This is a genomic window from Streptococcus pseudopneumoniae (assembly GCF_001072925.1).
GTDB classification, from domain to species: Bacteria; Bacillota; Bacilli; order Lactobacillales; family Streptococcaceae; genus Streptococcus; species Streptococcus pseudopneumoniae_Q.
This window is the reverse complement of the sequence record NZ_JVHE01000127.1, coordinates 22,190-36,662: the sequence shown is the minus strand read 5'-3', so window position 1 is coordinate 36,662 and position 14,473 is coordinate 22,190. Positions and strand designations below refer to the sequence as shown.

The 14,473-nt window shown below is 41.9% G+C and carries 10 protein-coding genes; 2 read left to right on the top strand and 8 right to left on the bottom strand.

The features are described from left to right. Positions 1–128: 128 nt before the first annotated feature. Entirely contained in the window at positions 129–1,613 is a 1,485-nt protein-coding gene (locus ADH81_RS10170; RefSeq protein WP_045762827.1) for a DUF1846 domain-containing protein, read from the top strand. Positions 1,614–1,792: 179 nt separating this feature from the next. Continuing rightward, the gene (locus tag ADH81_RS11500; RefSeq protein WP_045762826.1) at positions 1,793–2,068 is read left to right on the top strand and encodes a hypothetical protein; all 276 of its coding nucleotides are present in this window, start codon (positions 1,793–1,795) and stop codon (positions 2,066–2,068) included. Between the two features lie 199 nt (positions 2,069–2,267). On the opposite strand, the gene glmS is transcribed toward ADH81_RS11500, so the two are convergent. The 8 genes from glmS to ADH81_RS10115 all read right to left on the bottom strand — a co-directional run bounded on the left by glmS (position 2,268) and on the right by ADH81_RS10115 (position 14,437). Then, a complete protein-coding gene (glmS, locus tag ADH81_RS10160) occupies positions 2,268–4,076 on the bottom strand; it encodes a glutamine--fructose-6-phosphate transaminase (isomerizing) (RefSeq protein ID WP_049528862.1) in 1,809 nt (602 codons plus the stop codon). An 899-nt stretch (positions 4,077–4,975) separates the two neighbouring features. Next, positions 4,976–6,991: an ATP-dependent DNA helicase RecG gene (gene recG / locus ADH81_RS10150; RefSeq protein WP_049528856.1), complete on the bottom strand. Its 2,016-nt coding sequence runs from the start codon at positions 6,989–6,991 to the stop codon at positions 4,976–4,978. 24 nt (positions 6,992–7,015) lie between these two features. Further along, positions 7,016–8,119 carry an alanine racemase gene (alr, locus tag ADH81_RS10145; RefSeq protein WP_049528853.1) on the bottom strand — a complete coding sequence of 368 codons (1,104 nt, stop codon included), beginning with the start codon at positions 8,117–8,119 and terminating at the stop codon, positions 7,016–7,018. Further along, the gene (acpS, locus tag ADH81_RS10140) at positions 8,109–8,471 is read right to left on the bottom strand and encodes a holo-ACP synthase (protein ID WP_049528930.1); all 363 of its coding nucleotides are present in this window, start codon (positions 8,469–8,471) and stop codon (positions 8,109–8,111) included. Before acpS ends, alr begins: the two co-directional genes overlap by 11 nt. A gap of 45 nt (positions 8,472–8,516) precedes the next feature. Then, positions 8,517–9,548 (bottom strand): 3-deoxy-7-phosphoheptulonate synthase, encoded by a 1,032-nt coding sequence (locus ADH81_RS10135; RefSeq protein ID WP_049528850.1) that lies wholly within the window; start codon positions 9,546–9,548, stop codon positions 8,517–8,519. Between the two features lies 1 nt (position 9,549). Beyond that, on the bottom strand, positions 9,550–10,581 hold the full coding sequence (locus tag ADH81_RS10130; protein WP_000232201.1) for a 3-deoxy-7-phosphoheptulonate synthase: 1,032 nt from the start codon (positions 10,579–10,581) through the stop codon (positions 9,550–9,552). Positions 10,582–10,662: 81 nt separating this feature from the next. Further along, positions 10,663–13,176, bottom strand: coding sequence for a preprotein translocase subunit SecA (secA, locus tag ADH81_RS10125; RefSeq protein ID WP_049528847.1), 2,514 nt, complete (start codon positions 13,174–13,176; stop codon positions 10,663–10,665). A gap of 667 nt (positions 13,177–13,843) precedes the next feature. Further along, positions 13,844–14,437 carry a LemA family protein gene (locus ADH81_RS10115; RefSeq protein ID WP_049528841.1) on the bottom strand — a complete coding sequence of 198 codons (594 nt, stop codon included), beginning with the start codon at positions 14,435–14,437 and terminating at the stop codon, positions 13,844–13,846. Positions 14,438–14,473: the final 36 nt, after the last annotated feature.

The window sequence follows — 14,473 nt, the reverse complement described above, 5'->3', positions numbered from 1 at the left end:
ACTTTACTCCATCATAGACTTTTTTCATCATTTGTGCAAGCGTTTGCTTTTATCTTTTTCCTTATTTCGAACCTCCACGGTTTCTAATCTTCCATTTTTTTTATATAATAGAGCTCAGAGGTAAAAAAATGAAAAAACAAGCTTTTAGTTCTGAACAATATTTGAATCTACAACGCGACCATATCTTGGAGCGCATCAACCAATTTGACGGCAAACTCTATTTGGAGTTTGGGGGCAAGATGTTGGAAGACTTCCACGCTGCCCGTGTCCTTCCTGGATATGAACCAGATAACAAAATCAAACTCTTGCAAGAGTTGAAGGAGCAAGTTGAGGTTGTTATCGCTATTAACGCTAGCAATATCGAGCACTCAAAAGCTCGTGGAGACTTGGGCATTTCTTATGACCAAGAAGTGCTTCGTTTGATCGATAAATTCAATGAACTTGGTATCTTTGTTGGTTCAGTTGTCATTACTCAATATGCAGGCCAACCGGCAGCGGATGCCTTCCGTAATCAATTAGAGAAAAATGGTATTGACTCTTATCTTCACTACCCTATCAAGGGGTATCCGACAGATATGGATCACATCATTTCTCCTGAAGGTATGGGGAAAAACGACTATATCAAAACTAGCCGTAACTTGATTGTCGTGACTGCTCCTGGGCCTGGTTCAGGTAAGTTGGCAACTTGTATGTCTAACATGTACCACGACCAAATCAATGGTATCAAGTCTGGTTATGCCAAATTTGAAACCTTCCCAGTTTGGAATCTCCCACTTCATCATCCAGTAAACTTAGCTTATGAAGCTGCTACAGCAGACCTAGATGATGTCAACATGATTGACCCATTCCATCTCCAAACTTATGGAGAAACCACAGTCAACTACAACCGCGACATTGAAATTTTCCCTGTCCTTAAGCGTATGCTGGAACGTATTCTCGGTGAGTCTCCATATGCGTCTCCAACTGACATGGGTGTCAATATGGTTGGTTTTGCAATCACTGATAACGACGCTGCCATTGAAGCATCTAAACAGGAAATTATCCGTCGCTATTACCAGACAGTTCTTGACTTCAAAGCTGAGAAGGTTGGAGAAACTGCTGTGAAGAAGATTGAGCTTCTCATGAATGATCTGGGTATCACACCAGCTGACCGTAAGGTTGCTGTTGCCGCACGTCAAAAAGCAGAAGAAACAGGTGGACCTGCTCTAGCACTTGAATTACCTTCTGGTGAAATCGTTACTGGTAAGAACTCAGAACTCTTTGGTCCAACAGCCGCTGCTTTGATCAATGCAATCAAGAAATCAGCTAACATTGATGCTGAAACAAAATTAATTGAACCAGAAGTGGTGAAACCAATTCAAGGTTTGAAAATCAATCACTTGGGTAGCCGTAACCCTCGACTCCACTCAAATGAAATCCTCATCGCTCTTGCAATCACAGCAATGCAGAATCCTGATGCAGATCGTGCCATGAAAGAACTCGGAAATCTCAAAGGAAGCGAAGCTCACTCTACGATTATCCTAACAGACGAAGACAAAAATGTTCTTCGCAAACTAGGTATCAATGTAACCTTTGATCCTTACTACCAATACGATCGTTTGTATCGCAAGTAAAATATGACACTCACTCCTCTAAGAGTTGGATCCTTATCGTCCAGCTCTTAGAGTTTTTTTATAGCTTGCAAGTCTTCCACAAGCATATCTTTCAAAAATAATTCTCATTTTAATAGAAACTGGGATAACACTTAATTTTAGATTTATTTCTAATAAATCCTTAAAAGGAGTGATACTCAATGAAAATCAAAGAGCAAACTAGGAAACTAGCCGCAGGTTGCTCAAAGCACTGCTTTGAGGTTGTAGATGAAACTGACGAAGTCAGCTCAAAACACTGTTTTGAGGTTGTGGATAGAACTGACGAAGTCAGCTCAAAGCACTGTTTTGAAGTTGTGGATAGAACTGACGAAGTCAGTAACCATACCTACGGCAAGGCGACGTTGACGCGGTTTGAAGAGATTTTCGAAGAGTATGAATCAATCCTCTTCAATCTTGACTTGAACTACCTTGGCTGAGATCTTGATCCGTTTTCTCTACAATATCAAATTGGTGTAACGAGACTGACTGCGTCACTCTTATCTAAAACCTCAAAGCTATTCTGTGAGACATCTACCTAAGCACCTAAGTTTGGTCATTGATTTTCATTAAGTATACAAAAAAAAGTGAACAAGACAGCATTCTGTTTTTCAGAAAACTATCTAGTTCACTTTGAGTTTATTCTACTGTTACTGACTTGGCAAGGTTACGTGGTTTGTCCACATCGAGTCCACGGTGTAGGGTTGCAAAGTAAGCGACTAATTGCGTTGGTACGACCATTGAGATTGGTGAGAGGTAAGGGTGTACGGTCGTAAGAACGATATCATCTGTATCTTTGGCAACATTTTCTTCTGCGATAGTAAGAACCTTAGCGCCACGAGCTGCGACCTCTTGGATATTCCCACGAGTATGGTTTGCACGAACCGGATCTGACAAGAGGGCCAATACAGGTGTTCCTTCTTCAATCAAGGCAATCGTTCCGTGCTTGAGCTCTCCAGCCGCAAAACCTTCACATTGGATGTACGAAATCTCTTTGAGCTTGAGACTGGCTTCCATGGCTACATAGTAGTCTTGACCACGTCCGATGTAAAAGGCATTGCGTGTTGTTTCAAGAAGATCACGGACTTTTGCGTCGATCGTTTCTTTCTCTGAAAGAGTTGATTCGATAGACTGAGCCACGATAGACAATTCATGAACCAAGTCAAAGGCTTTGGCTTTTTCATTGCCATTTGCTTCACCAACCGCTTTTGCAAGGAAGGCAAGGGCTGCGATTTGGGCTGTATAGGCCTTAGTTGACGCTACGGCAATTTCAGGACCTGCATGAAGCAACATAGTATGGTTGGCTTCACGTGACAGAGTTGATCCTGGAACGTTTGTCACTGTCAAGCTTGGAATCCCCATTTCATTGGCCTTGACCAAAACCTGACGGCTGTCAGCTGTTTCACCAGATTGACTGATAAAGATGAAGAGTGGTTTCTTGCTGAGAAGCGGCATACCATACCCCCATTCAGAGGAGATACCAAGTTCAACTGGCGTATCTGTCAATTCTTCCAACATCTTCTTAGAAGCAAATCCTGCATGGTAAGAAGTCCCAGCTGCGAGAATGTAGATGCGGTCTGCGTCTTGAACAGCCTTGATGATAGCTGGATCTACGACAACTTGACCAGCCTCATCTGTGTAGGCTTGGATCAACTTACGCATCACCGTTGGTTGCTCATCAATTTCCTTGAGCATGTAGTAAGGATAAGTTCCCTTACCGATATCAGACAAGTCAAGCTCCGCAGTGTAGCTAGCACGCTCACGGCTGTTACCATCATAGTCTTGAACTTCAACGCTATCAGCTTTTACGATAACCAACTCTTGGTCATGGATTTCCATGTATTGATTGGTCTCACGAATCATAGCCATGGCATCTGAGCAAACCATATTGTAGCCATCTCCAAGACCGATCAAGAGAGGTGATTTGTTCTTGGCCACGTAGATAACATCTGGATTTTCAGAGTCGATTAAGGCAAAGGCATAAGAACCACGGATGATGTGAAGAGCTTTTTTGAAGGCTTCAAGTACTGACAATCCGTCTTCTTCCGCAAATTTACCAATCAAGTGAACGGCGATTTCAGTATCTGTTTGTCCCTTGAAGTGGTGACCTGCAAGGTATTCTTCCTTGATTTCAAGGTAGTTTTCAATCACCCCGTTGTGCACCAAGACAAAACGTCCTGTCTCAGAGCGGTGTGGGTGAGCATTGTCCTCTGTTGGTTTCCCGTGAGTCGCCCAACGAGTATGTCCGATACCAGTTGTTCCCTCAACGCCAGCAGTTTTAGCAGACAATTCTGCAATACGACCAACAGCCTTCACCAAATGGTTTTCAGCACCACCTAGGACAAAAATTCCCGCAGAATCATAACCACGGTATTCGAGCTTTTCAAGCCCTTGAATCAAAATATCAGTTGCATTTGTGTTTCCAACAACACCAACAATTCCACACATAGTATATACGACACAGACAAGCTGTGCTTTCCCCTTAAATTGGTATAGTCTAATTCTCGCTTTGCAGAATCAGCAAAAACAGTATATACTTGTTTCTTTTACTTGTCAAGAATAAAAATTGGTATAGCGTGATTCTGCCCATTCTATCTACTAAAAATCTATCATATTTCGCCTAATACTCAATGAAAATCAAAGAGCAAACTAGAAAGCTAGCCGCAGGTTGCTCAAAGCACTGCTTTGAGGTTGTAGATAAAACTGACGAAGTCAGTAACCACACATACGGCAAGGCGAAGCTGACGTGGTTTGAAGAGATTTTTGAAGAGTATAAAGCAAGTATTTAAAAAGGGCTCTACTGCCCTTAATAACTACTATTTTGTAGCAACCTTTTCTGCTTCCACTACTTCTTGAAAGGTTTTTTGATAATTTACTTTAATCGTCATTGTCATGTGAGAGTCCTCGTTTCTTTTTGATGAACCCAGTATAAAATCTCTTCCTAAAACATAGCTTACATTTTCCTTAGAAAAAACTAAAAGTAACTTCTGACTCAACGAAAACGAAAGAGCAAACTAGAAAGCTAGTCACAGGTTTCTCAAAGCACTGCTTTTAGATTGGCTGTTAAGACTAAGGTGTTGTTAGAAGTGATGTTGAAATTTATACATTCAGTAAATCAAATGAACATAAGCATTTTTCTAAATCCCTTACCTGAGAATCCCATACAAAAAGAGCGTTCGTTACCGCTCTTTTACTTAGTATTTAGGAGAAAGTGTTTGTTCCTGTTGAAACGTTTTTTGGTAATTTACTTTAATTGTCATTGTCATGTGAGAGTCCTCGTTTCTTTTTGATGACCCTAGTATAGGCAATAACCCTAAAAGCAAACTTAAGATTTTATTAGAGAAAGCTTAATCTAAATGTTCTTTCTTTTCTAGATTTAGGGCAATCATATGCCACTCTGGATCCTCCTGCCAGTTAGGAAGGGAGCTGATATAACTAGCCACCTTACGTGCTTCCTCAAGAATCGGAAAATCTTCGATAATATCAGCCACTTGAAACTCTGGTAGACCTGACTGTCTGGTTCCAAAAATCTCACCAGAGCCACGCATTTTCAAATCTTCTTCTGCAAGGACAAAGCCATTTGTTGTCTCTGTCATGATGCGCATGCGGTCCTTACCTGAGTCCGTTTTAGGATTAGCCACAAGAACTGCATAAGACTGCTTATCCCCACGACCTACACGACCCCGAAGCTGATGGAGTTGACTAAGCCCAAAACGATCAGCATCCATGATAATCATGACTGTCGCATTTGGCACATTGACCCCGACTTCGATAACCGTTGTCGAAACCAGAATATCTGTATTTCTCTCTTTGAAATCCTGCATAATCTGGTCTTTTTCATCACTCTTCATCTTACCGTGTAAGAGAGCAACTTTTGCTTTTTCTGCAAAATGAGCCGTCAATTCTTCCGATAAAGCAATAGCATTTTTAAGATCCAGGGCTTCAGATTCTTCAATCAAGGGGGAAATGACATAGGCTTGGGAGCCTTTCTGAATCTCACTCTCTAACCAAGTCAAGACCTGGGGCAACTGTTCATGTTTAATCCAGCGTGTTACGATCGGTTTTCGTCCCGCTGGCATCTGGTCAATAATGGAAACATCCATATCTCCAAAAGCTGTGATGGCTAAGGTCCGTGGAATCGGAGTTGCCGTCATCATAAGGACATCTGGATTTTCTCCTTTTTCCCGTAAAATACGCCTTTGTCCCACACCAAATCGGTGTTGTTCATCGATGATAATCAAACCAAGTCGAGCGTATTCCACCCCATCCTGTATAAGGGCATGGGTACCGACGATCACATCAACCTCGCCCTTAGCAATGGTCTCTAAAACCGTGCGTTTTTCTGCAGCTTTCAATGAACCTGTTAGAAGTGCTAGTTTCAAATCAGGAAAGAGACTTTCTAGACTTTCAAAATGTTGCTCTGCAAGAATCTCTGTTGGAACCATGAGAGCGGCCTGATAACCAGCCGTTACGGCTGCGTACATCGCTAGACCTGCCACCACTGTTTTCCCACTACCAACATCCCCTTGCAAGAGTCGATTCATGTGATGGTCCGACTTCATATCGGTCAGGATTTCTTGCAGGCTCTTTTCTTGTGCTTGGGTCAAAGCAAAAGGCAAATTTTCTTTAACCGCCCTTAGTTTTTCTTGGGACCAATTCAGGACCAGACCACTTCCGTGAATCTTATTCTCAGACTTGAGGGTCTGTAATTGCATTTGGAAATAGAAAAGTTCCTCAAACTTGATTCGACGGAGAGCCTGCTTGTATTCTGCCAAATCCTTAGGAAAATGCATAGCACGAACAGCCTGACAGCGAGACATGAGTTTGTATTTATCTAGCAAGGACTGAGGGAGATTTTCCTCTATCAAGAGATCTAGCCCCTGATCAAAGGCGGTTTTAATGACCTTAACAAGGCTTGCTTGACTAACTCCTTGTGCGAGACGATAGACAGGTTGGAGATCATCCTCCACTTGGGCTAAAACCTTCATGCCTGTGAGACTAGCTTTAGCACGATCCCACTTTCCAAAGACAGCCAAGGTTGCTCCTAGTTCAATCTTGTCAGCCAGGTAGGGTTGGTTAAAGAAGTTCACTGAAAACACAACTTCTCCCTGCTTGAGACTAAAGCGTAGGCGATTGCGCTTAAAACCATAATACTGAACACTGGCTGGTGTCACTACCTGACCAGATAGGACAGCCTTTTCACCATCTTCTAGTTCTAGTACCTGCTTGGTCTTAAAATCTTCATAACGGAAAGGAAAGTAGAGCAAGAGATCTTGCAGGTTTTCAATTCCTAGTTTGGCATATTTTTCTGCTGATTTGGGTCCCACGCCAGGCAAGACATGCAAGGGTTGGTGTAAATTCATGCTACTCTCCTTTCCTTCTTTCTTTTAATGATATTCTCTCGGAACTCGATCACTGAGGAGGCAAACCACCTCATAATTGATGGTTCCTCGATAAACCGCTACATCTGTTGCAGTAATCTCCTTATCCCCGTTTGAGCCAATCAAGGTTACCTTGGTACCCAATGGATAAAGCTTAGGCAAACGAACCGTGATTTGGTCCATGGATACACGTCCTACGATGGGGCACAATTGTCCATCCACCAGAACTGAGAAATTCTGCATATCTCGTGTCCAACCATCTGCATAACCTATCGGTACCGTTGCAATGACTTGCTCACCGTTTGCTTGATAAGTTGCTCCGTAACCCATACAAGCCCCAGCTGGGACTGTTTTAACATGAACAATAGCTGACTCCAAAGTTAAGGCTGGTTTTAGTTCATAAGGCAATTCCAAAACTTGTCCACTTGGATTGAGACCATACATGGAATCTCCCATGCGAACAGCACTGAAAATAGTTTCTGCATGCCATAGAGTCGTTGCGGAGTTACTAGCATGAACCAATTCTGGTACTTCTTGCAAGCCATCAAGTATTTCCTTGAAACACTCTAACTGTTCCTTAAAATAGCTATCCGACTCTTCATCAGCAGTTGCAAAGTGTGTAAAGATTCCCTCAACATTTGCTCCATGCTCCTTGAGTAAAGTTTGAGCTTGTGCCACCTCGCTTGCACTTCTAAAACCAATTCGTCCCATGCCTGAGTCAATTTTAAGGTGAACAGTTAAACCTGATAAGTCTGACTCTGTGGCTATGAGTTTCTGGATCCATTCCAACCCAGCCACTGTCAAGGTAATATCAAAGTCTTTAGCCAATGAAAGAGATTCAACCTCAGATACTCCTAAAATAAGAATCTTCTTAGAAATTCCTGCCTGACGAAGCTCGATGGCTTCATCGATATTAGAAACGCAAAAACCATCGACATCATCCTGGATAGCTGTCGCGACAGCTACTGCACCGTGTCCATAGGCATTGGCTTTCACAACCGCCCATTTAAGAGCATCTTTAGGAATATGCGCACCCATTTGTTGGATATTATAGCGAATAGCACCTAGGTCAATGAGGGCCTTAGTTGGTCTATGTGGACTAGTTTTCATAATCTTCCTCCAAAATAACACTAGCTGTCACAAACTGATCTGTATGGCTGATCGATAGCCACACTTTTCCTGAAAACGGGGATTTGCTGAAGTAGGGAGCTCCTCTCTCATTGTTCAAGACTTCCAAATCCTGAAAGCCTAGCTTTCCAATACCCGTTCCCATAGCCTTTGAAAAAGCCTCTTTAGCTGACCAACGACCAGCCAAATACTCCATCTGTCTACGACCTTTGAGACTAGCAAAGCGCTCCATTTCCTTGTCCGTCAAGACACGCTGCGCAAAGCCTTCTCTTTTTTCAACTGCATTTTGTATGGAAGCTAATTCTTCGATATCGATTCCGTGTCCAACTATCATTTTCATCAAAAGGAGTTGAGATACCCCCAACTCCATCCTTTTCACTTATTTTGTTAAGGTAGTATAGATTTCTTCTACCAGGGCTACTGTGTTTTCCCATCCTAGACATGGGTCTGTAATAGAGCAACCAAAGATTTCTGGTTGATTTTGTCGACCATCTGCCAAGTAGGATTCAATCATAAAACCTCGAACTGTCTTCTTGATCTTTTCATTCCAGTCACGGTTGAGCAGAGCCTGACGAACAATTCGAACTTGCTCCATATATTGCTTCCCTGAATTATCATGGTTAGTATCAATCATGATAAAGGGATTTTCAAGCCCCATAGACTCGTAACGGCCGATAGCATCTAAGAGAGTTTCATAGTAGAAGTTTGGTTCATTCTTCCCATATTCATTCATAGCTCCACGAAGAATAACGTGGGCCAGGGGATTACCTGAAGTCTCAACTTCTTGTCCATGGTAAAGAAATGTTTGCTTATTTTGTGCAGCATAGATGGCATTAAACATAACAGATAGATTTCCTGAGGTTGGATTTTTCATCCCCACTGGTGCATCAATCCCTGAAGCTACAAAACGGTGTTCTTGGTCTTCGACTGAACGCGCACCCACAGCATGATAACTGACTAAATCGTCAACTAAGACAAGATTGGATGGATAAAGCATTTCATCCGCTGTGGTCAATCCAGTTTCTGTAATAACTCGATAATGAAGCTGACGAACAGCCTGCAAACCATTAATCAAACTTGGCGCTTTAGAAGTATCTGGCTGATGAACCAAACCCTTGTAGCCATCTCCATTGGTGCGTGGCTTGGCTGTGTAAACACGCATGACCATGAAAATCTTATCCGCAACTTTCCTCTGCAAGTCTGCCAAACGGCGAGCATACTCAAGAACTGCTTCTTCATTGTCAGACGAACAAGGTCCAATGACCAACAAGATTCGGTCATCCTTTCCTGAAAGGATGTCTGCTAGTTCCTGGTCACGGCTTTCCTTATGTTGCAAGGCTTTTGCAGACAGCTGTGTTTCCGCCTTAATCGCTTCAATATCGATTTCTTGACCTTTTTCAATAAATGCCATATTATTCTCCTAGTCTTTGGTAGATTTCGCGCACAAGAGCCTCAGTATTTTCCCATCCTAGACATGGATCGGTGATAGATTTCCCAAAGACCTCTGGTTCATTTTGACGACCGTCTTCTAGATAAGACTCAATCATGAAACCACGAACATATTTTTTAATCTTTTCATTCCAATCGCGGTTAATCAAGGTCTGACGAACGATGCGAATCTGATCCATATACTGCTTGCCTGAGTTATCATGGTTGGTATCAATGATGATAAATGGATTTTCAAGGCCCATCTTTTCATACTGGGCAATAGTATCCATCAAATTATCATAGTAGTAGTTAGGAATGTTTTTCCCGTATTCGTTAAGGGCACCACGGAGAATGGCATGGGATAGAGGATTTCCAGTAGTTTCGACTTCTTTTCCTAGGAAAAGAAAACTCTGCTTGTTTTGCGCTGCATAAATACCGTTGAACATGACATTGAGATTTCCAGACGTTGGATTTTTAAAACCTGTCGCAAAATCTGCTCCACTAGCTACAAAACGGTGTTGTTGGTCTTCAACCGAACGAGCTCCAACTGCCATGTAAGAAATCAAGTCATCTACCAAAGGAAGGTTTTCTGGGTACAACATTTCATCCGCTGTCGTCATTCCTGTTTCAGAAATAACACGGTAATGCAGGTGACGAACCGCCTTGATCCCATTGATGAGACTAGGTGCTTCTTTGGCATTTGGTTGGTGAATCAAGCCCTTATAACCATCACCATTAGTACGTGGTTTAGCAGTGTAGACACGCATCACCATAAAGACGCGGTCTTTTACTTCTTCTTGCAGTTTTGCCAAACGCTTGGCATACTCAAGAACTGCTTCTTCATTGTCAGACGAACACGGACCAATCACTAACAAAATGCGTTGATCTTCACCACGAATAATCGCTTCAAGTTCCTGATCGCGTTGTTGTTTATTGGCAAGTGCTTGTCCTTCTAATTTAGACAAACTACGAACTTCTTCAATATTAATTTTAGGGCTTTTGGCTGTAAATACCATGATTCATCCTCCTTATAAAGCAAACGGACGCCAAGCGAAAATTCACTTTTCACTAGGCATCCGCCTGAAAATTAGTCATTCTTAATGTCGTTTACCGTGACAGTTTTTAAATTTCTTACCAGAACCACATGGGCACAAGTCGTTACGCTTAACTTGGCTAAGATCCAAATCTGCAGGAAGATCAGTCTGTTGTGCAGCAATATTACGAGTAGCTGTCGTACTGATATGACGCTCTGCTTGTGGACGCTCTTGTTCATGAATTTGTGCTTTCATCATCAAACGAGTCACATCAAACTCAATGGAACCAATCATATCATTAAACATACGGAAACCTTCTGCTTGATACTCAACGACTGGGTTATTCTGAGCATAACCACGGAGACCAACAGCATTACGCAACTGATCAAGAGCATCGATATGATCTGTCCACTTGTTGTCTACAACACGTAGGATCAAGACTTTTTGGAATTCTTTAACAGCTTCCTCATCACGAAGCTTAGCAACTTGGCTATCGTAGACTTTCAAGGCACGTTGGTAAAGTTCATCTTTGATCGCTTGGTCTGACAAACCTTCTAGGTCTGAAAGTGAAATTGAATCTTCTGGAAGCAAGTTATATCTTGCAAAATTCAAGATAGCTTCTAGTTTTTCATCTTGTTTAGCACGCGCATGATTATCAACAACACGACCAATTGTGCGTCTAATCATGGCATGAATCTCAGGAGCTAAGTCGCGATCAGCAGTGATGACATCGTAACGTTGTGAGTAGATAATCTCACGTTGCTCACGCATGACATCATCGTATTGAAGGACTTGTTTACGGGTGTCGTAGTTGTTTCCCTCAACACGTTTTTGAGCTGCTTCTACTTGACGGGTCAACATACGAGATTTGATCGCTTCGTCTGACATATTGAGACGTTCAAAGACACCCTTCAAACGCTCTGAACCGAAACGTTTCATCAAATCATCTTCCAGAGAAAGGTAGAATTGTGACTCCCCTGGGTCCCCTTGACGTCCTGAACGTCCACGAAGCTGGTTATCGATACGACGACTTTCATGGCGTTCTGTACCAATGACACAAAGTCCACCAAGTTCACGAACACCTTCACCAAGCTTAATATCAGTACCACGACCGGCCATGTTGGTCGCGATGGTAACGGCACCACGTTGGCCAGCATTCATGATGATTTGAGCTTCTTTGTAGTGGTTCTTGGCATTCAATACTTCGTGAGGAACACCTGCAGCTACCAATTTTTTAGAAATATAATCACTGGTTTCAACTGCAACCGTACCAACCAAGACAGGTTGACCTTTTTGGTAGCGAGCTTTTACATCTTCGACAACAGCCTTAAACTTAGCTTCGATACTTGCATAGAGTAGGTCTGAGTGGTCGATACGTTGAACCGGACGGTTTGTTGGGATAGGAATAACACGAATATTGTAAATTTCGCGGAATTCTTCTTCCTCAGTCTTACCAGTACCTGTCATCCCTGACAATTTCTTATACATACGGAAAAGGTTTTGGTAGGTAATAGAAGCTGAAGTCTTGGTTTCATCTTGGATTGGCACACCTTCTTTGGCTTCAATCGCTTGGTGCAAACCATCAGAATAACGACGACCTTCCATGGTACGACCGGTAAATTGGTCGACAATCAAGATTTCCTGCTCTTCGCTGACCACATAGTCAATATCAAGAATCATGATGTAGTTAGCACGAAGGGCATTGTCGATAAAGTGAGTCAAGGCTACGTTTTCGATATCGTAGAGATTTTCTAGTTTGAAGTAGCTTTCAGCCTTGTCAATACCAGAATCAGATAGACCAATGGTCTTAGACTGAATATCAATGATATAGTCATCCTTATCCAAAGACTTCACAAAATGGTCTGCCATATGGTAGAGTTGGCTAGTTTCAACTGCATTGGCTCCTGAAACGATCAAAGGAGTACGAGCTTCGTCAATCAAGATAGAGTCAACCTCATCGACCAAGGCATAGTTGAGTGGACGTTGAACCATATTCTCCGCACGAACAACCATGTTATCACGGAGGTAGTCAAATCCAATCTCTGAGTTTGTTGAATAAGTGATATCACACTCATAAGCTTCTTTTTTCTCCATTGGAGATTTGGCTGCCAAGTTAATCCCTACTGACAAACCAAGCCATGAGTACAACTCACCCATCTCAGTCGCGTCACGTTCTGATAGATACTCATTGACCGTAACTACGTGTACACCTTTACCTGAAAGGGCGTTAAGGTATACTGGCATAGTCGCTGTCAAGGTTTTCCCCTCACCAGTACGCATCTCAGGAACGTCACCATGGTGAAGAACGATTCCTCCCATAACCTGAACCTTATAAGGGAAAAGACCAAGAACACGCTTAGCTCCCTCGCGTACAACAGCAAACGCCTCATACAAAAGTTGGTCAAGAGTCTCACCATTTTGATAGCGTTGTTTGAATTCTTCTGTTTTTGCTTTCAATTGCTCGTCTGTTAACGCAGCCATTTCATCTTCATATTTGAGGACTTTATCAGCCATCTTTTCTAGGCGGCGGAGTTCCCCTTTATCATTTTCGATGATTGTTTTTAGTAAATTTGCCATTTTTTTCCTTACTTTAAATTCTGAATATTTTAGAATGTTCTTTTTATTGTAGCATATTTGCCCAATTTTTTCAAGAAATATTCCGTTTTCCCTTAGGGCAAAAAAGGGCTAATCATCGAGATTAGTTCCTCTTAAAATTCCTACCCTTAGCTTCATTTTCCCCTAATTTAAACTTCTACTTAACTCAGCATTGAGAAACCAAGCATCCTTCAGTTATTAGGTACTAATTTCCTCAGTTCTCTCAAGGAAGATTAACCTTATTCTTTTCCAACTTCAGTTTTTTCATAAATTTTAGACAAGCATAGATTTTCCAGTCATTGACTAAAGATAAAAAGACTAAAACTATCCATATCAACCACCTAGCTAAATCCTTGGGTTCTAGTAAAATAAAATTAAATAAGATTAGCGAAAAAAGAGTGAAAGCTAGACTAAACAAGGTCATGAGAGGTAAATAAATCCAGTAAAAATAGTAAAGGAAGGAAAAGTGCTTACTTCCTGGTCGTACCTTCCTTTGCCAACGAAAAAAGAAAAAATAGGGCACTAAAATCAACAATTGTAGCAACTTCTCCATCTCATCACCTCCAGAACTGTTTCCTATTTTTATTATAGCAAAAAGACCTGGAAAGTAGTTTCCAGATCTTGCAATTCTTAGAAATAATCGACCAGTCTACTGTTTTGATGTAGAAGTACTAAAGTCAACCTTTGGAGCTATCTTGGCTTCTTCGCTTTCTTTGAAGGTTTCTGCTTCTTTAAAGTTCATCATATTAGCAAAGAGAACAGTTGGGAAGCTTCTTAATTTTTGATTGTAGTCAGTTGCTGCCTGGTTGTAATCCTTGCGGGCTACAAAAATACGATTTTCGCTTCCAGCCAACTCCGTCATGAGTTGTTCCACATTTTGATTGCTCTTAAGCTCAGGATAGTTCTCTGTCAACACAAGCAGGCGTGAAATAGCTGAACTCAACTCACCTTGAGCCTCTTGGTTTTCCTTTGAAGTAACAGAGCCATTCCCAATTTTTGCACGTGCTTCTGCAATCTGGGTGAAGACCTCTGTCTCATGGTTCATTTGTCCCTTTACAGACTCTACCAAATTTCCAATCAAGTCTGAACGACGTTGAAGAGCTGTCGCTACATTTGCTTGAGCTTGTTCTACCTTGGTCTGTTCGGAGACAAGACCGTTATAAGTACCTACAACCGAGCAACCTCCCAGCAAGATAATGGCTAGTAAAATGCTCAATACATAAATGATTCCTTTATTTTTCATATCTAAACCTACTCATTTCTTTAAATTTTATACTGA